The organism is Allobosea sp. OK403 (genome assembly GCF_900113835.1).
Lineage (GTDB): Bacteria > Pseudomonadota > Alphaproteobacteria > Rhizobiales > Beijerinckiaceae > Allobosea.
In genome coordinates this window covers 575,876-590,528 of record NZ_FOQV01000002.1, presented here as the reverse complement: position 1 = coordinate 590,528, position 14,653 = coordinate 575,876, and the positions used below count along the sequence as shown (strand labels likewise).

At 65.9% G+C, this 14,653-nt stretch carries 18 protein-coding genes; 8 read left to right on the top strand and 10 right to left on the bottom strand.

The features are described from left to right. Nucleotides 1-98 precede the first annotated feature (98 nt). The gene (locus BMZ97_RS08720) at nucleotides 99-1,373 is read left to right on the top strand and encodes a TadE/TadG family type IV pilus assembly protein (RefSeq protein ID WP_092168834.1); all 1,275 of its coding nucleotides are present in this window, start codon (nucleotides 99-101) and stop codon (nucleotides 1,371-1,373) included. A 19-nt stretch (nucleotides 1,374-1,392) separates the two neighbouring features. Here the strand turns inward: BMZ97_RS08720 and BMZ97_RS08715 are convergent, their stop codons facing one another. From BMZ97_RS08715 to BMZ97_RS08705, 3 genes are read right to left on the bottom strand one after another with little or no spacing between them, the layout of a single operon-like run. Continuing rightward, the gene (locus tag BMZ97_RS08715; protein WP_092167528.1) at nucleotides 1,393-1,995 is read right to left on the bottom strand and encodes a YfbR-like 5'-deoxynucleotidase; all 603 of its coding nucleotides are present in this window, start codon (nucleotides 1,993-1,995) and stop codon (nucleotides 1,393-1,395) included. Between the two features lie 2 nt (nucleotides 1,996-1,997). Next, nucleotides 1,998-2,621 (bottom strand): DNA-3-methyladenine glycosylase I, encoded by a 624-nt coding sequence (locus BMZ97_RS08710; RefSeq protein WP_092167527.1) that lies wholly within the window; start codon nucleotides 2,619-2,621, stop codon nucleotides 1,998-2,000. Then, nucleotides 2,618-3,502, bottom strand: coding sequence for a CAF17-like 4Fe-4S cluster assembly/insertion protein YgfZ (locus tag BMZ97_RS08705; protein WP_092167525.1), 885 nt, complete (start codon nucleotides 3,500-3,502; stop codon nucleotides 2,618-2,620). The genes BMZ97_RS08710 and BMZ97_RS08705 overlap by 4 nt, the downstream gene beginning before the upstream one ends. A 183-nt stretch (nucleotides 3,503-3,685) precedes the next feature. Between BMZ97_RS08705 and BMZ97_RS08700 the strand changes: the two genes are divergently transcribed. Then, entirely contained in the window at nucleotides 3,686-5,020 is a 1,335-nt protein-coding gene (locus BMZ97_RS08700) for a dihydroorotase (RefSeq protein WP_092167524.1), read from the top strand. Between the two features lie 71 nt (nucleotides 5,021-5,091). Here BMZ97_RS08700 and BMZ97_RS08695 read toward each other — a convergent pair whose 3' ends face one another. Then, a complete protein-coding gene (locus tag BMZ97_RS08695) occupies nucleotides 5,092-6,006 on the bottom strand; it encodes a LysR family transcriptional regulator (protein WP_092167522.1) in 915 nt (304 codons plus the stop codon). Between the two features lie 112 nt (nucleotides 6,007-6,118). On the opposite strand from BMZ97_RS08695, the gene BMZ97_RS08690 reads away from it, so the two are divergent. The 5 genes from BMZ97_RS08690 to BMZ97_RS08670 all read left to right on the top strand — a co-directional run bounded on the left by BMZ97_RS08690 (nucleotide 6,119) and on the right by BMZ97_RS08670 (nucleotide 10,291). Then, nucleotides 6,119-7,108 (top strand): NAD(P)H-dependent flavin oxidoreductase, encoded by a 990-nt coding sequence (locus tag BMZ97_RS08690; RefSeq protein ID WP_092167519.1) that lies wholly within the window; start codon nucleotides 6,119-6,121, stop codon nucleotides 7,106-7,108. Nucleotides 7,109-7,225: 117 nt separating this feature from the next. Next, on the top strand, nucleotides 7,226-7,888 hold the full coding sequence (locus tag BMZ97_RS08685; protein WP_092167517.1) for a dihydrofolate reductase family protein: 663 nt from the start codon (nucleotides 7,226-7,228) through the stop codon (nucleotides 7,886-7,888). A gap of 131 nt (nucleotides 7,889-8,019) precedes the next feature. Continuing rightward, the gene (locus BMZ97_RS08680; protein ID WP_092167516.1) at nucleotides 8,020-8,439 is read left to right on the top strand and encodes a YciI family protein; all 420 of its coding nucleotides are present in this window, start codon (nucleotides 8,020-8,022) and stop codon (nucleotides 8,437-8,439) included. A gap of 82 nt (nucleotides 8,440-8,521) precedes the next feature. Then, entirely contained in the window at nucleotides 8,522-8,947 is a 426-nt protein-coding gene (locus tag BMZ97_RS08675) for a YciI family protein (protein WP_092167514.1), read from the top strand. 66 nt (nucleotides 8,948-9,013) lie between these two features. Continuing rightward, nucleotides 9,014-10,291 carry an RNA polymerase sigma factor gene (locus BMZ97_RS08670; protein ID WP_092167512.1) on the top strand — a complete coding sequence of 426 codons (1,278 nt, stop codon included), beginning with the start codon at nucleotides 9,014-9,016 and terminating at the stop codon, nucleotides 10,289-10,291. Nucleotides 10,292-10,350: 59 nt separating this feature from the next. Here the strand turns inward: BMZ97_RS08670 and BMZ97_RS08665 are convergent, their stop codons facing one another. The 6 genes from BMZ97_RS08665 to pdxH all read right to left on the bottom strand — a co-directional run bounded on the left by BMZ97_RS08665 (nucleotide 10,351) and on the right by pdxH (nucleotide 13,967). Next, a complete protein-coding gene (locus BMZ97_RS08665) occupies nucleotides 10,351-10,941 on the bottom strand; it encodes an acyloxyacyl hydrolase (RefSeq protein WP_244546309.1) in 591 nt (196 codons plus the stop codon). A gap of 178 nt (nucleotides 10,942-11,119) precedes the next feature. Beyond that, complete coding sequence (locus BMZ97_RS08660) at nucleotides 11,120-11,389, bottom strand: hypothetical protein (RefSeq protein WP_069692920.1); 270 nt, start codon at nucleotides 11,387-11,389, stop codon at nucleotides 11,120-11,122. Between the two features lie 256 nt (nucleotides 11,390-11,645). Then, entirely contained in the window at nucleotides 11,646-12,074 is a 429-nt protein-coding gene (locus BMZ97_RS08655; protein WP_092167511.1) for a TIGR02301 family protein, read from the bottom strand. Beyond that, nucleotides 12,071-12,568, bottom strand: a complete 498-nt coding sequence (locus tag BMZ97_RS08650) for an NUDIX hydrolase (protein ID WP_244546308.1) — start codon at nucleotides 12,566-12,568, stop codon at nucleotides 12,071-12,073. The genes BMZ97_RS08655 and BMZ97_RS08650 overlap by 4 nt, the downstream gene beginning before the upstream one ends. Next, nucleotides 12,565-13,287: an SDR family NAD(P)-dependent oxidoreductase gene (locus tag BMZ97_RS08645; RefSeq protein WP_092168821.1), complete on the bottom strand. Its 723-nt coding sequence runs from the start codon at nucleotides 13,285-13,287 to the stop codon at nucleotides 12,565-12,567. The genes BMZ97_RS08650 and BMZ97_RS08645 overlap by 4 nt, the downstream gene beginning before the upstream one ends. Nucleotides 13,288-13,352: 65 nt before the next feature. After that, complete coding sequence (gene pdxH, locus BMZ97_RS08640; RefSeq protein WP_092167509.1) at nucleotides 13,353-13,967, bottom strand: pyridoxamine 5'-phosphate oxidase; 615 nt, start codon at nucleotides 13,965-13,967, stop codon at nucleotides 13,353-13,355. A gap of 126 nt (nucleotides 13,968-14,093) precedes the next feature. Between pdxH and BMZ97_RS08635 the strand changes: the two genes are divergently transcribed. Continuing rightward, the gene (locus tag BMZ97_RS08635; protein ID WP_092167508.1) at nucleotides 14,094-14,555 is read left to right on the top strand and encodes an RT0821/Lpp0805 family surface protein; all 462 of its coding nucleotides are present in this window, start codon (nucleotides 14,094-14,096) and stop codon (nucleotides 14,553-14,555) included. The last annotated feature ends 98 nt before the right edge of the window (nucleotides 14,556-14,653 follow it).

Here is a 14,653-nt window from a genome sequence, read left to right as displayed (position 1 = left end):
GCAAGTTCCGATGGTCGATTTTATCAATTCATAAGTTCCGGAGCTCATCGCTTTCTGGGCCGAATGCGGCTTTTGCGTTGTGGGATGCCAAGTCGATGATGCGGATCGGATCCTTGCGTCGGGCTGCGCGGTCGTTTCTGTCCGACCGAAGCGGCAATGTCTTCATCCTGTTTGCTATCGCGCTTGTGCCGATTCTGGCGCTGACCGGCGGGTTGATCGACTACACGCAGGCGGCGAACGCCAGGATCCAGCTCAATGCGGCGGCTGACTCGGCTGCGCTTGCCGCCGTCTCACAAGCGGCGATGCTGAAATCGATCGCCGATTCCCAAGCCGATGCGGAGAAGATCTTCGACGCCAACGCCGCCGGCTATAAGAGCATGGTGGCGAGCCGGACGGTCCAGATCACCAATGTCGGGCTGAGCCGCTCGGCCAAGGTCGTCTACAGCGCGAATTACCCGACCCAATTCGCCAGCTTCGTTGGCCAGGGCACGGTCGTGGTCTCGGGTACGTCGAGCGCCGCAGGAGCGCGTGCACCCTTCATCGATTTCTACCTGCTGCTCGACAATTCCCCCTCGATGGGCGTGGCCGCGACGACGAGCGACATCAATGTGATGGTGGCCAAGACCTCGGATCAATGCGCCTTCGCCTGCCATCAGATGGATAAGCCGACCAGCGACTACTACACGCTCGCCAAGTCGCTCGGCGTGCAGATGCGCATCGACGTGGTGCGCCAGGCCTCGCAGCAACTGATGGACACGGCCAAATCGACGGCGACGCTGACGGGCCAATATCGCATGGCGACCTACACCATGGGCCCCTCCTGCAATGGCAAGACGCTGACGACGATCCAGTCAATTACCTCCGATCTCACCGCCGCGAAGACTTCCGCGGCGGCCATCGACCTGATGACGATTCCCTATGCGGGATACAATAACGACCAATGCACCGATTTCGACGCGACGCTGACGAGCATGAACGCGGTGATCAGCAATCCGGGCGACGGATCGAGCGCGGCCTCGCCGCAGAAGGTGCTCTACTTCGTCTCCGACGGCGTCGCCGACGCCTATAATCCGGGCGGTTGCTCGCAGCCGACGACCGGCGGGCGTTGCCAGGAGCCGATCGACACCAGCTTCTGCAAGACGATCAAGGATCGCGGTATCAAGATCGCAGTGCTCTACACGACTTATCTGCCGCTGCCGACGAACAGCTGGTACAACACCTGGATCAAGCCGTTCTCGGCCACGATCCCGACCAATATGCAGACTTGCGCGTCGCCGGGCCTGTATTTCGAGGTCAGCCCGAGCCAGGGCATCGCGGAGGCGATGAACGCCTTGTTCCAGCGCATCGTGACCAAGGCCTATCTGTCGATGTGAAGGGTGGTGCCTGATCTGATCAGGAACCGGACAATTCGACGAAGTGCGCGAGGAAACGCGCCTGGGCGGCTTCGGTGTCGAGCGGATCGAGCCAGGCCATGACCGCGCGCGGCAGCGCCTGGGGCCGGCCGAAGAAACGCAGCGCCTCGTCCCGTGCGAAGCCGGCAAGCTCCGTCGCCTCGAGGAAGGCGGCGACCATATCGGCCTCCTTGGTCTTACGTTTGAGCACGGCCGGCGTCGTGGCGGGCAAGGCGAAGCGCAGATGGATCGCGGTCAGCAGCCGCAGCTCCACGCTCTTATAGGCGTCGCCCATCACCACCTTGAACGGCGAGATCATGTCGCCGATGACGTATTCCGGCGCGTCGTGCAGCAAGGCCATCAAGCGCCAGGCGTTTGACCAGTCCGGGTTGAGATGGCTGGCGATCGCCTCGACCAGCAGGCTGTGCTGCGCCACCGAGAACGAGTGGGCGCCGCGTGTCTGGCCGTTCCAGCGGGCGACGCGAGCAAGGCCATGGGCGATGTCCTCGATCTCGATATCGAGCGGGGAAGGGTCGAGCAGGTCGAGCCGGCGGCCCGACAGCATGCGCTGCCAGGCGCGCGGCGGAGCGGGGGGCTTGGCCATGCTCAGGCCACTGCGCGGGTGTCGCGCGCCAGCACGGCGCATTCCTGCCATCGGAAGCAGCCGGTGAGATGGTCGTTGACCAACCCGCAAGCCTCCATGAAGGCGTAGACGATGGTCGGGCCGCAGAAGGTGAAGCCGGCTTTCTTCAATTCCTTCGCCATGGCCTCGGAGATCCTCGTCTGCGTCGGCACCTCCTCATGGGTGCGGAAGGCGTTCTGGGTGACGCGGCCGTCGAGATGCTTCCAGAGGAAATCGGCAAAGGGCTCGCGCTCGCTGATGGCGAGATAAGCGCGCGCGCTCTTGATTGCGCCCTCGATCTTGCCGCGATGGCGGATGATGCCGGGGTCGGCGAGCAGGCGCAGCACGTCAGCCTCGGTGAAGCGTGCGATCGTCTCCGGCTCGAAATTGGCAAAGCCAGCGCGGAATGCGTCGCGCTTGCGCAGGATGGTGATCCAGGCGAGCCCGGCCTGGAAGCCGTCGAGGATCAGCTTCTCGAACAGAGCACGGGAATCATATTCCGGCACGCCCCATTCTGTGTCGTGATAGGCAAGGTAGAGCGGGTCGGTTCCCGGCCAGACGCAGCGGAATTTCCCGTCCGGCCCTTCGACGGCGGCGCGCCCGCTCATGCGGCTGCTCCGAAGTCCGGTTCGCCGGGGAAGGGGAAGCGGATGAAATCGGGCTTGGCCAGAACGAAGGCGAGGCCGCCGCCATTCAGCGTCAGGCCTTCGGCGAGTGCGTCCGCGACACGATCGAGCCGGAGCATGGCAAGCCCGCGGCCCCTCGCGCCCGAGCCGATGCGCCCGAGCGTCTTGGTTCCGGCCGTCGCCTCGGCCCCGGTTTCGCAGGCGATCCCTTCGGTGAAGACCACCGGCACGATGCGGGTGCGCGCCGTGCCGCGGTGCTGCATGCGCGAGACGACCTCCTGGCCGATATAGCAGCCCTTCTTGAAGGAGACGCCGCCGAGCTGGTCGAGCAGAGCCTCATGCGGGAAGGTGTCGCCATAGGCGAAGTCCCTGCCGCCATCGGGCACGCCCAAGGCGACCCGCCTGGCATGATAGGTCTCGGCATCGTCGGCCGCGATCTCCTCGACACCGGCGCGATCGGTGATGGCGCGCTGGCCGAGCGCGGGCAGACGCGGATCGGCATAGACGAGGCCTGAATCCTCCGGCAGGGGTGCGCCGTCGGTCGAGGCGATGACGGCGCTCGCCTCGCTGAGATCGTCGAGCGCGACCTTGGCGCGCAGCTTGTAGAGTTTCAGGCGTTTCATCAGATCAGTGGTCTGGAGCAGCGGAACGTCGAGCAGGAAGCCGCCGCCATCCTCATCCGACAGCGCGACGATGAAGAAGTCGCAGATGATCTTGCCCTGCGGTGTCAGCAGCGCGCCGTAGCCGGCCCGCTCCGGCGTGACCGGATCGAGATCGTTGGTCACGAGGTTCTGCAGGAAATCGCGGGCATCCTCGCCGCTGACGCGGATGACGCCGCGATCGATCAATCGGGTTGCGGACATGGTTCCTCTCACGCGCCGCCGTCCTTGCGAGGAGCGAAGCGAGGAAGCAATCCAGGGGCGGCAGAGTTCGACGTCCCCCTGGATTGCTTCGCTGCGCTCGCAATGACGGTTGCACTTGCAAATGACTCTGTGGCCGATAGGTAGGCCGCATCCGCCCTTTGCTCAACTGCCCGGAGACAAGCCATGCCGCAGACCTACGATGTCATCCTCAAGGGTGGCACAGTGGTGAACCAGGATGGCCGCGTTGCGCGCGACCTCGGCATCACCGGCGGCAAGATCGTCGCGCTCGGCGATCTCTCCCGCGCCTCGGCGGCTGAGATCGTCGACTGCACCGGCCTGCACATCCTGCCCGGCGTGATCGATTCTCAGGTGCATTTCCGCGAGCCGGGGCTCGACCATAAGGAAGATCTGGAGACCGGTTCGCGTGCCGCCGTGCTGGGTGGCGTCACCACCGTCTTCGAGATGCCCAACACGATTCCCCAGACCACGGACGAGGCGGCGCTCGCCGACAAGATCCGGCGTGGACGCCACCGCATGCATTGCGACTTCGCCTTCTGGGTCGGCGGCACGCATGAGAACGCCAAGCATGTCGCCGAGCTGGAGCGGTTGCCCGGCGCTGCCGGTATCAAGGTGTTCATGGGGTCCTCGACCGGCGATCTCCTGGTCGAGGACGACAAGGGCGTCGCTGAGATCCTGAAGCGCACGCGCCGCCGCGCCGCCTTCCACTCCGAGGACGAGACCATGCTGCGCGAGCGCATGGGGTTGCGCGTCGCGGGCGATCCGTCGAGCCATCCGGTCTGGCGCTCGCCGGAGGTGGCGCTGACCTGTACGCAGCGGCTGGTGCGCATTGCGCGCGAGACCGGGGCGCGCGTCCACATTCTGCACATTTCGACCGCAGAGGAGATGGACTTCCTCAGGGATCATAAGGATGTCGCTACCGTCGAGGTGCTGCCGAATCACCTGACGCTGGTCGCGCCCGACTGCTATGAGCGGCTCGGCACCTATGCCCAGATGAACCCGCCGATCCGCGACGACAGCCATCGCCAGCGCATCTGGTGGGGCGTGGAGCAGGGCATCGTCGATGTGCTCGGCTCCGACCATGCGCCCCATACCCATGAAGAGAAGCACCACGCCTATCCCGCCAGCCATTCCGGCATGCCGGGCGTGCAGACGCTGGTTCCGATCATGCTCGACCATGTCAACGCGGGCAGGCTCTCGCTGGAGCGCTTCGTCGATCTCTCGAGCCACGGGCCGCAGCGCATCTTCGGGATCGAGGGCAAGGGCCGGATCGCTGCCGGCTACGACGCCGATCTCACCATCGTCGATCTCAAGCGCCAGGAGACGATCACCAATGCGTGGGCCGCCTCGAAATGCGGCTGGACGCCCTATGACGGCGTCACCGTCACCGGCTGGCCGGTCGGCACCTATGTGCGCGGGCGGAAGGTGATGTGGGAGAGCGAGATCGTCACGCCAGCTCAGGGTGAGCCGGCGCGCTTCCTGGAAGCGCTGCCGCGCTAGAGCAGGATGCGAAAAAGTGGGAACCGGTTTTTTGCATTGATCCTGCCCTCACTCTTTGATGAGAGGCGGATTCAGATGTCAGACCGGTTCACTTTGTGATCCGGTCTGACATCATCCGGCTCTCGTCGCATGAGGCCGAGGAAGCGCTGCAGGGCGCGGCTCTCATAGGCGTCGCGGCGGCGGATGAAGAGCGTCGTCACGGCGCCTTCCTCGCCATCGATCGGGTGCCAGCGCAGAGCATCGCGCTGGGCCGACTGCATGAACACCGCCTTGGGCAGCAAGGTGATGCCGACGCCGGCGGCGACACAGCCGAGAATACCGTCCAGCGTGCCGAATTCGAGCCGCGCATAAGAGGGCAGGCCGAGGCGCGCCAGCACCTGCTCCAGGCGCTGGCGATAGGAGCAGCCGGGGCGGAAGGTCAGCACGCTCAGCCCGGTCGAGGCGCTGCGCCGGAGAGCGTCGAGATCGTCGATCGCCGCCGGCGTCACCAGCCCCAGAGTCTCCTCGAAGACTGGCAGGGCTGCGATCTCGTCATGCTGGATCGGGCCCGCCACGAAGGCGCCGTCGATCTCGCGGCGCAAGACGCCCTCGACGAGCTGCGCGGTCGGCCCGGTCTGGAGGCTCAGGCGCACGGCCGGGCAGGCCTGGTGGAACGCCGCCAGCAGCGGCGGCAAGCGGATCGCGGCGGTCGTCTCCATCGAGCCGAGCTGCAGCACGCCTTGCTCGGCGGCATTGTCGCGCGCCGCGATCTTCGCCTCCCGCAGCAGCGAGAGCACACGCTCGGCATAGGGCAGCAGGCGCTGGCCGGCTTCCGTCAGCGCCATGCCGCGGCTGTGGCGCTCGAACAATGCGAGGCCGATCTCGTCCTCGAGCGCCTTGATCCGCATCGTGACATTGGACTGGACCGTATGGATTTCCCGCGCTGCCGCGGAGATGCCGCCGGACCGAGCCACGGCGGTGAAAGTGGTCAGTTCGTTGAGATCCATCGATCGGCGTTCTTATTTCCAGATGGCTACAATCTTAATAATTCATTTTAGCAGAACGATAGGGTGATCTAGCGTCGCTGTCGACAGGAAGCCGGCGGCAAGGACCGACATCATGACGATCACGACCCCTCTGACCCGGATGCTGGGCGTCAGGCATCCCATCCTGCTCGCAGCTATGGATCTCGTAGCTGACGCTAGGCTGACGCGCGTGGTCTCGGAGGCTGGCGGCTTTGGCATATTGGGTGGCGGTTATGGCGACGCCGCCTGGCTGGGCAGAGAGCTTCCCAAGCTGGTAGAGGCCCGCGAGGCGTCGCCGTTTCGCTTTGGCGTCGGCTTCATCACCTGGAGCCTGGCCAGGCAGCCGGAGCTGCTCGACCTCACGCTCGCTGCCAAGCCCGACGCGGTCTGGCTCTCCTTCGGCGATCCCGAGCCCTTCGCCGGCAAGATCAAGGCTGCCGGAGCGCGGCTGATCTGCCAGGTGCAGTCGGTCGAGATGGCGCGCGACGCGGTGGCGAAGGGGGCCGACATCATCGTCGCGCAAGGGTCGGAAGCCGGCGGGCATGGCGCGTCGCGCGGCACCTTCGCGCTCGTGCCGGCGGTCGTCGATGCGGTCGCTGACCGGGCGATCGTGGTCGCGGCGGGTGGCGTGGCCGATGGGCGGGGGCTCGCGGCGGCCTTGATGCTGGGAGCACAAGGCGTCGTCCTCGGCACGCGGCTCTACGCCAGCCTGGAGGCCGCAGGCCATGGCGCGGCGAAGGAGCGCATCGTCGCGGCCTCCGGCGACGACACGGTTCGCGGGCTGGTCTTCGACATCTCGCGCCAGAATGTCTGGCCGGCGCCCTTCACCGGCCGCTGCCTGGTGAACGCGCATGCCGAGCGCTGGAGCGGGCGCGAGATCGCATTGATGCAGACTATCGGGACCGAGGCGCCGCGCTATCAGGCGGCGCGCGAGGCGGGCGATTTCGACATCGCCGCCGTCATCGCCGGTGAAGCGTCGGGGCTGGTAGGCGAGGTCTTGCCCGCCGCGACGATCGTCGCCGAGATCGTCGAGAAGGCCGAGGCGCTGCTGGCAAACGGGCAGGGCGGTCCGGTCAATCTCTAGGTGCGTCAGAATATTTTTGCCGGGGTTGTCGATCCTGCCGGTGCCCGTTCGACGTGAGGGCAGAGACTGATTGCGCGAGCCCGCGCAACGGTCCTCACTGCAAACGGGAGACCCGAGATGAGAAAGATCGTTGCCGCAACTTTCCTGTCGCTGGACGGAGTGATGCAAGCGCCCGGTGGACCGGAAGAGGATACGGCCGGCAGCTTCTGCCATGGTGGCTGGACCTTCCATTATTGGGGTGACGCGATGGGCGAGCTCATGGGCAAGCTCTTCGATGAGCCCTTCGACCTGCTGCTCGGCCGCAGGACCTATGAGATCTTTGCCGCGCACTGGCCCTATGCCGGCGATGAGGATCCGATCGCCAAGGCGTTCAACGCCACGACGAAATATGTCGCGACCTCATCCGACGCGCCGCTGACCTGGCGGAATTCTGTCGCCTTGCCCGATGTTGCCGCCGATGTCGCCAGGTTGAAGAAGCAGGACGGGCCGAAGCTCCTGATCCAGGGCAGCAGCGTGCTGATCCAGACGTTGCTCAGGCATGACCTGATCGACGAGCTCGATCTGTTGGTCTTCCCGCTCGTGCTCGGCAAGGGCAAGCGCATGTTCGGTGAGGGCACGATCCCGGTCGCGCTCAAGCTCGTCGACAGCAAGGCCTCGTCGACCGGCGTGGTGATGAGCCGCTATCGTCGCGGGGGCGAGATCAGGACCGGATCCTTCGCGCAGGCGCAGCCCAGCGAGGCCGAGATCGCGCGCCGCGAACGGATGGCAGCAAAGGCCTAGCAATTTTTTTTAAGCAACCTGTCGATCCGGGCGGCCCCCGTTCGACGTGATGTCAGAGAGCGGGTTTTGAAGGTGGCGATAGACGCTCGCCGGGCCTGCCTCCCGAAGCTGAAAACTCAAGGAGAATTCCGATGCGTGTGATGGTTCTGGTCAAGGCCGACAAGGACAGCGAAGCCGGCATCATGCCGAGCGAGGACATTTTCACGAAGATGGGGGCGTATAACGAGGAACTCGTGAAGGCCGGCGTCATGCTGGCGGGCGAAGGGTTGCATCCGAGCAGGAAGGGCTTGCGCATGCGCTTCTCGGGGGCCGAGCGCGTGATCACCGACGGCCCCTTTGCGGAGACCAAGGAGCTGCTCGCCGGCTTCTGGCTCTGGCAGGTCAAATCCTTCGACGAGGCCGTCGAATGGCTCAAGCGCGCGCCCTTCGACGGCGGCACCGAGATCGAACTGCGCCCGGTCTTCGAGATGGAGGATTTCGGCGCGGCGATGACGCCGGAACTGCGCGAGCAGGAAGACCGGTTGCGCGCCGAGATCGAGAAGAAGGGCTGACCGGACCGAAGCTCGCACACCCATTCAACCCGGAAGGCGCGAGGCATTGCCTCCGCTGCTTCCGCCCCAAAGGAGAAAACCGATGCGTTTCATGGTGATGGTCAAGGCGACGACCGACAGCGAAGCCGGCGCACAGCCGACCCAGGAACTGCTCGACGCGATGATGGCGTATAACGAGGAACTCGTGAAAGCCGGCATCATGAAGGGCGGCGATGGCCTGCAGCCGAGCTCGAAGGGCGCGCGCGTGCAGTTCGATGGCGCCAAGCGAGCCGTTGTCGATGGCCCCTTCGCCGAGACCAAGGAGCTGGTCGCCGGCTTCTGGCTCTGGGAGTGCAAGTCGCTCGACGAGGCGATCGCATGGGTCAAGCGCTGCCCCAACCCGATGCCGGGTCCGTCCGAGATCGAGATCCGCCCGCTCTTCGACCTAGCCGATTTCGGCGAGATCGTGACCCCGGAGGTCGCAGCGACGTGGGATCGCCTCAAGACCGAGATTAGCGACAAGGGCTGAATCCTCTCCTGCTGGCGGCTAACGCCGCTTGCCAGAGGCGCCGGCTGATGGTGTGTATCGCCCGTCATGTCGGCGAGCGATACACACCGCACTATCGAGACGGTCTTCAGGATCGAGGCTCCGAAGCTGATTGCGGGTCTTGTGCGCGTGACCCGCGACATCGGACGCGCCGAGGAATTGGCGCAGGACGCGCTGGTCGCGGCGCTGGCGCAATGGCCGCAGGAGGGTGTTCCGCGCAACCCCGGCGCCTGGCTGATGCAGGCGGCCAAGCACCGCGCCATCGACGCTCTGCGCCGCGATAAGCTGCTTCAGCGCAAGCATCAGGAACTCGGCCACGACAGCGAGACCGACGCGCTGGTGATGCCGGACCTCGACGCTGCGCTCGACGACGAGGTCGGCGACGACCTGCTGCGCCTGATCTTCACCGCCTGCCACCCGGTGCTCTCGACGGAAGCAAGGCTCGCGCTGACGCTGAGGCTGCTCGGCGGGCTGACGACGGAGGAGATCGCCCGTGCCTTCCTCGTGCCGGAGCCGACCATGGCGCAGCGCCTGGTGCGGGCCAAGAAGGCGCTGGCCGATGCGCGCGTGCCGTTCGAGGTGCCTCATGGCGCCGAGCTGGTGCAGCGCCTCGCTTCGGTTCTGGAGGTGGTCTATCTGATCTTCAACGAGGGCTACGCCGCGACCGCCGGCCATGACTGGGTCAGGCCGGCGCTGTGCGAGGAGGCGATGCGGCTCGGCCGCATCCTGGCCGAGCGCGCGCCGCTGGAACCGGAGGTGCATGGTCTCGTCGCCCTGATGGAATTGCAGGCCTCGCGATTGCGGGCCCGACTCGGTCCCGATGGCGAGCCGATCCTGCTGCTCGACCAGAATCGCGCCCGCTGGGACCAGCTCCTGATCGGGCGCGGGCTCAAGGCGTTGGAGCGGGCGCAGAGGCTCGCCGGCACGACGCCCGGCCCTTATCTGTTGCAGGCGGCGTTGGCGGCCTGCCATGCTCGGGCGCGCACGGCCGAGGAGACCGATTGGCGCCGGATCGCTGCGCTCTATGCCGTGCTCGCCGCGATAAATCCGTCGCCGATCGTCGAGCTCAACCGGGCCGTCGCGGTCTCGATGGCGGAGGGGCCGGCGGCGGGGCTGGTGCTGGTCGATGCGCTGGCCGATGAGCCGGCGCTGCGGGGCTATCATCTGCTGCCGAGCGTGCGCGGGGATCTGCTGGCCAAGCTCGGGCGGCATGGCGAGGCGGCGGCGGCCTTCGATCGCGCGGTCTCCTTGACACGCAACGCCAAGGAACGCGCGCTGATGCAGGAGCGCGCCACGACGGCGCGCAATGCGGCCGCAACGCTCTAGCTCCTTGTTTTAACGCGTTTTCTTCACGCGAACCGGTGTCCACTTCGTTCGAAAACGCTCTAGAAGATATAGCCCAGCTTGAGACCGTAATTGGTGAGGCCGCGATTGGCGTTGCAGAGGCCGGCATTGGACATGTGCTCGACCGTCGCCATCACCGTCCAATTGGCGTCGAGGCGATAGCCGATCGAACCGGCCTCGCGCAGCAGCGGCGTGCAGCCCAGGGCGGCGTGGCCCACCGGCGCGGTGCGGCCGGTATCGCCATTGTGGAAGGCAAGGCCGAAGGCGCCCTCGACGAAGAGTTTCGGGGTGATGTCGAAGGTCCAGGTCAGGCCGCCATAGACGTGGCTGGTCTTGCCGGCCGTGTTGAGCGAGCCGCCGAGATGGAAGCGCGGAACCAGCAGCGCCAGAACCGGATCGGCCGGCAGGAACGGCTTTACCGAGAGGACTTCGAGATTGAGGTTGACGGAGCCGCTTTCGGGGCTGGTCGGGTCATGCAGATAGGCGCCGCCGCGGATCTCGGAAATCCACAGGTCTCGCGCCAGAGAGGGCAATGCCGGCGCCAGCGCGACCGCGTCGGCCGCCTGGGTTTCCATCGTCAGGCCGGAAAGCAGGCAAAAGAGCGACAATAGGCAAAGCGTAGCGATACGCATGCTGAGCTACCCTGATCGAATCAGCCCCTGTCTCTCTTCTTTAGACAACGGCGATTCGCGGGCAAACACGCATGTGGCGGCCCGGTTTCAACTTTTTCGGCAGAGTTGCAGTTGTGCCGCAGTCGCAGCAAAGGCTTGCTGCAGGGCAATGCAAGCTGCCGAGCAGCCTCTAAGCGGCCTAGTGTCGGGTGCCGCTGGTGAAGGCGCCGCCGCGCACCTTGCCGGGCAGCGCTTCGGCGAAGACGGCAGTGGCTTCCTCGCCATAGGTCTCAACCAGCGTGCGGAAGGCGGCGAAGAGGGCGGCATGGGCCAGTGCGTCGCTGTCGAGCCCATCCTGCTGCGCTTCGTTGAAGGCGTCCTCGACATAGCCATAGGCGACGCGTCTTGCGTCGCTACGGTCCTCGCCCAGGGTGGGATCGAGCGGCAGATCGTCTGGAAAAGTCGACATCGAGGCGGAGACTCTGCGGCTTGGACCTGAACATGCGGCCCGAAGCCCCCAACGGGAGAATCCGTGCCATCGACAGACCTATAGTCATACGCAAAGCCGGCTCGCCGGGCCACCATCCCCTTTAAGAAAGGTTAACGCAGCCGTGAGAGTTTGTGGTTAAGAGCCAGCTAGAGCATTGCGCGAAAAAGTGGGTGCCGGATTTTCGCAAGAGCAATGCTCTCAACTTTTGGAATCGATCACTTCGCGCAAAAGCGGTCTAGCCGCCATAACGGCCGGCGAGAAGCCGGGCGAGGCGTTCGCCTTCGCTTGCCAGACGCGCCGCAGCCTCCTGGCTGCCGTCGGTACAGGTGCGATGCGTCGCCGAATAGGCGCGGAAGCCGCGGTTATAAGCGCTGGTCAGGCGCTCGCGGCGCTGCGGCGTGCGGCCTTCGGCGTCGATCAGTGCGGTCATGCGCGCGCGCCAGTCCTCGGCCTCCTTGCCGGCGCAAAGGGTGCGCAGATAGGCGAGCGAACCCATGATCTCGGCCAAGCTCAGGAGCTGCGGCTCGTAAGGCGGGGGCGGCGACTCGCCCGACTCAGTCGCGGCCTTGGGCGCGCTTGCGGCAGGGCGCTGCGTCTGCGCGGCAGCTTCGCCTAGCGAAAGCGCGACTAAGAGCGTCAGCGCCAGGACCGCGCCCCGCCTCACGGGGCGTGCCCGGCATCGCGCCGCAACGCCTCGTACAGTAAGGCCCGGGCGCGCCTGAGTACGTCGCCGAGCTCCCGCGTCGTCGGAAGGCCGCCGAGGCGCAGCGGATCGGCCCACATCACGGCGCCGGCCTCCGGCCCGGTCGTCGGCTCGCCCGAGAGCCACTCGCCGACGAAGGAGGCGACGACAAAATGATGCGTGACGCCGCCCTTGGCGTCGCGGCCGAAGATCTCGACATGGCGGTTGAAGCCGAGGATGCGCGCCTTGACGCTGACCTCCTCCTCGAGCTCGCGCAAAGCGGCCTCCTCCAGGGTCTCGCCGGGCTCGACCTTACCGCCCGGCAGCGACCAGAGCTGGTCGGCCGGCGGCTTGGTTCGCGTCGCCAGCAGGACCTTGCCGTCGCGGAATACGGCGACGGAGGCCGCCAGAACCGGCCTTGCCGGCGCCTTGCCGGCTGCTGGAAACCGGATGACCTGGCCGCTATCGCCCGTCACACGTGCTGCCCGCCATTGATGTGGAGCTCGGAGCCCGTGACATAGCTTGAGGAGTCGGTGCAGAGGAAATAGATCGCCTTGGCGACCTCGTCGGTCTTGCCGAGGCGCTGCAGCGGCAGGGTCGCGACGATCTTCTCCGTGCCGGGCGAGAGGATGGCGGTGTCGATTTCACCCGGCGAGATCGAGTTCACGCGGATGCCGAGCGGCCCGAAATCGGCGGCCATCTCGCGGGTCAGGCTGGCGAGCGCGGCCTTGGAGGTGGCGTAAGCCGCTCCCGCGAAGGGGTGGACGCGGGAGCCGGCGATCGAGGTCACGTTGACGATCGCGCCCTTGGCCGTCGTCAATTCGTCGAGCAGGCCGCGCGCCAGCATGATCGGCGCGAAGAAATTGACCTGGAAGACCTGGTGCCAGTCGTTGAAGGAGGTCGTCGCGGCGCCCAGCCGCGCGCCCTTGGGTCCTTTGGGCGAGATCCCGGCATTGTTGACCAGCGCGTTGAGCTTGCCACCCTCGGCGGCCAAGCGCTTCTTGATTTCGGCGATGCCGCGCATCGTGTCTTCGGGGTCGCCGAGATCGATCTGGACGTGATCAGCGGCGCCCGAGGGCCAGGGGCATTTGTCGGAAAAGGCCTGGCGTGAGCAGGACAGGATGCGCCAACCCGCCATGGCGAACTGCATCACGGTCGCATGGCCGATGCCACGGCTGGCGCCCGTCAGCAGCATGACAGGGCGCTTGCCGGCCTCGGTCTTGGGGAAATCGAATTTTGGCATCGCCATGGAGACTATCCTCAGGGGTAGAGGCGCGTGCGCGACCAGGGCTCAGCTGCCGAGGGGCGGCGGAACACGACGCGATCATGCAGACGGAATGCGCCGTCGCGCCAGAACTCGATATAGACGGGCTCAATCCGGAAGCCGGTCCAATGCGGCGGCCGCGGGATCGTGCCCAGGCCGAATTTCGCGGCATAGCTCGCGACCGCCTTCTCCAGCGCAAAGCGGCTTTCCAGGGGGCGTGACTGCTGCGAGGCCCAGGCGCCGATGCGGCTGTCGCGCGGACGCGACTGGAAATAGGCGTCGGCCTCGGCCTCCGTCACCAGCGAAACCGCGCCGCGAATCCGGACCTGTCGACGCAGGCTCTTCCAGTGGAAGAGCGCGGCCGCCTTGCCCTGGCCGAGCAGCTCCTGCCCCTTCTGGCTTTCGGTGTTGGTGTAGAAGACGAAGCCGTCCGCATCATAGCCCTTCAGCAGCACCATGCGGCTATTGGGCATACCGTCGGCGTCCACCGTCGACAGCGCCATGCCGGTGGGATCGTTCGGCTCGGACTTCGTCGCCTCCTGCAGCCAGTCGTGGAACAGAGCAAATGGCTCATCCGCCTGGGTGAAGTCACCGGTCGTTAACCGTTCCACGTGCTTAATCCTTGCTGGTTCTAGGTAGGCGTCGGGCGAGCGCGATCTGTGATTTGGGGTGTGAGAGCAAGTCTGTATAGGGCAGCGGCGGGGGCGATCCAAAGCCCTCCTGCGCGCTATGCATCCATGCGTTCGATCGTGGTCGGCGGGGCGCTCGGGCTGGCCTTGTTCAGCGGCGGCTGCTCGGTCTCGTTCCCGATCCTGGGATTATCCTCCAAGAGCGAGGATGAGGTTGCCACGACATCTTCGCTTCCGCCGATACAAAGCCCCACCAGGGGCGGAGCGCTCGCCTCGCTCGCCTCTGATCTCGGACCTGAGGACATGCGCCGGGCCGATGGCGCGATGGCCGTGGCGCTCGACCCGCAGGGCAATGGCGCGGCGGTGTCCTGGGATAATCCCCAGAGTGGCATCAAGGGCTCCTTCATCCCCGTCGGTGGCCCGTTCCTGCGTTCCGACGAGATCTGCCGCGCCTTTATCGCCAGCGTCCAGATGCAGGCCAAGCCGGCCAAGCTGCAAGGCACGGCCTGCCGTCCTTCCGGCGGCGACTGGGCGGTCAAGGACGTCCAGCCCTGGAAAGGCCTGACCTGAGCGGCCGGCCGACGATTGTCGATCGCGATCTTTGCGCTGGATGTTGCGTTCAGGCCACACCATTCCCAGATATCGGGTTGTTGGCGGAAGGCCGCTGG

Excerpts from the sequence above, each read along its gene's own strand:
- BMZ97_RS08720 (WP_092168834.1), top strand. The coding sequence starts at position 99 with ATGCGGATCGGATCCTTGCGTCGGGCTGCGCGGTCGTTTCTGTCCGAC.
- BMZ97_RS08715 (WP_092167528.1), bottom strand. The coding sequence starts at position 1,995 with ATGGCCAAGCCCCCCGCTCCGCCGCGCGCCTGGCAGCGCATGCTGTCG.
- BMZ97_RS08710 (WP_092167527.1), bottom strand. The coding sequence starts at position 2,621 with ATGAGCGGGCGCGCCGCCGTCGAAGGGCCGGACGGGAAATTCCGCTGC.
- BMZ97_RS08705 (WP_092167525.1), bottom strand. The coding sequence starts at position 3,502 with ATGTCCGCAACCCGATTGATCGATCGCGGCGTCATCCGCGTCAGCGGC.
- BMZ97_RS08700 (WP_092167524.1), top strand. The coding sequence starts at position 3,686 with ATGCCGCAGACCTACGATGTCATCCTCAAGGGTGGCACAGTGGTGAAC.
- BMZ97_RS08695 (WP_092167522.1), bottom strand. The coding sequence starts at position 6,006 with ATGGATCTCAACGAACTGACCACTTTCACCGCCGTGGCTCGGTCCGGC.
- BMZ97_RS08690 (WP_092167519.1), top strand. The coding sequence starts at position 6,119 with ATGACGATCACGACCCCTCTGACCCGGATGCTGGGCGTCAGGCATCCC.
- BMZ97_RS08685 (WP_092167517.1), top strand. The coding sequence starts at position 7,226 with ATGAGAAAGATCGTTGCCGCAACTTTCCTGTCGCTGGACGGAGTGATG.
- BMZ97_RS08680 (WP_092167516.1), top strand. The coding sequence starts at position 8,020 with ATGCGTGTGATGGTTCTGGTCAAGGCCGACAAGGACAGCGAAGCCGGC.
- BMZ97_RS08675 (WP_092167514.1), top strand. The coding sequence starts at position 8,522 with ATGCGTTTCATGGTGATGGTCAAGGCGACGACCGACAGCGAAGCCGGC.
- BMZ97_RS08670 (WP_092167512.1), top strand. The coding sequence starts at position 9,014 with ATGTCGGCGAGCGATACACACCGCACTATCGAGACGGTCTTCAGGATC.
- BMZ97_RS08665 (WP_244546309.1), bottom strand. The coding sequence starts at position 10,941 with ATGCGTATCGCTACGCTTTGCCTATTGTCGCTCTTTTGCCTGCTTTCC.
- BMZ97_RS08660 (WP_069692920.1), bottom strand. The coding sequence starts at position 11,389 with ATGTCGACTTTTCCAGACGATCTGCCGCTCGATCCCACCCTGGGCGAG.
- BMZ97_RS08645 (WP_092168821.1), bottom strand. The coding sequence starts at position 13,287 with ATGCTGCTGACGGGCGCCAGCCGTGGCATCGGCCATGCGACCGTGATG.
- BMZ97_RS08635 (WP_092167508.1), top strand. The coding sequence starts at position 14,094 with ATGCGTTCGATCGTGGTCGGCGGGGCGCTCGGGCTGGCCTTGTTCAGC.